Below are 838 nucleotides of genomic sequence, written 5' to 3' on the forward strand. Positions count from 1 at the left end.
CAATTTATTAAATTTTCTATTTCTAAGTCTCCTTCTCTTATTTCTATAGCAAGTGCTCCTTGTGCAGGTGCTGGTACTATTATGTCTGTTGGAATATAGCAATTTATATGCTCACTCATTCCTGCTCTTAATATTCCTGCTGCTGCTAGTACTATTCCATCTAAATTTTCATCTTCTATTTTTCTTATTCTAGAATCGATATTACCTCTTATTGGAACTATATCTAAATCAGGTCTAATTTTTAATAATTGAAACTTTCTTCTCTTACTGCCTGTCCCTATTTTTGCTCCTTTTGGTAAATCATTTATTGATGTATATCCTTTTTTTAATACAAGAACATCCCTAGCATCTTCTCTTTTAGGTATAGCACCANAAYCATCCTCAGTTAGAATCCCACAATGTCCATGACTAGTGTATTCACACATACATACATCTGTAATAACATTCATATTAGGCTCTATTTCTTTTACGAATAGTCCCTTATCTCCTATCTTATCTAAACTAACATTTTGTATTAAGTCACCTTTAGTCTTTATAATCTTCTTTATGTTTTAGTAATGGTCTACCCAATATTATTTTTTCAAATTTATCATTATATTCTTCAACTTGCTCTCTTAATTTATTGAATTCTTCTCCACGTATTATATGTAAACTTTGAAATATAACCTCTTTATATCCTTCTTTATGTAATCTATTTAAAACTTCTATTGGACTTTCTATATGTAATCCATCTCTATTTTTTAATATTTTTATTATAGTATTAGAAGTGAATGVTCTAAAAAAATCATATCCTTCTAAACCTTCTCTTATTTTTTTCTCACAAGCCTCTATAATTTTT

Annotated in this window: 2 protein-coding genes; both read right to left on the reverse strand. The window is 28.4% G+C overall.

The window, feature by feature from the left end; genetic code table 11:
- Window positions 1-548, reverse strand: a 548-nt coding sequence (gene hemC, locus G3997_RS09500; protein ID WP_330616309.1) for a hydroxymethylbilane synthase, incomplete at its 3' end; no start/stop codon positions are given.
- Window positions 526-838: sirohydrochlorin cobaltochelatase (locus G3997_RS09505; protein WP_296645535.1), on the reverse strand; the 313-nt coding region annotated here is incomplete at its 5' end. The genes G3997_RS09505 and hemC, both read right to left, overlap by 23 nt.

Origin of the sequence: Romboutsia sp. 13368 (genome assembly GCF_018336475.1) — a bacterium.
Classification (GTDB): Bacteria; Bacillota; Clostridia; order Peptostreptococcales; family Peptostreptococcaceae; genus Romboutsia.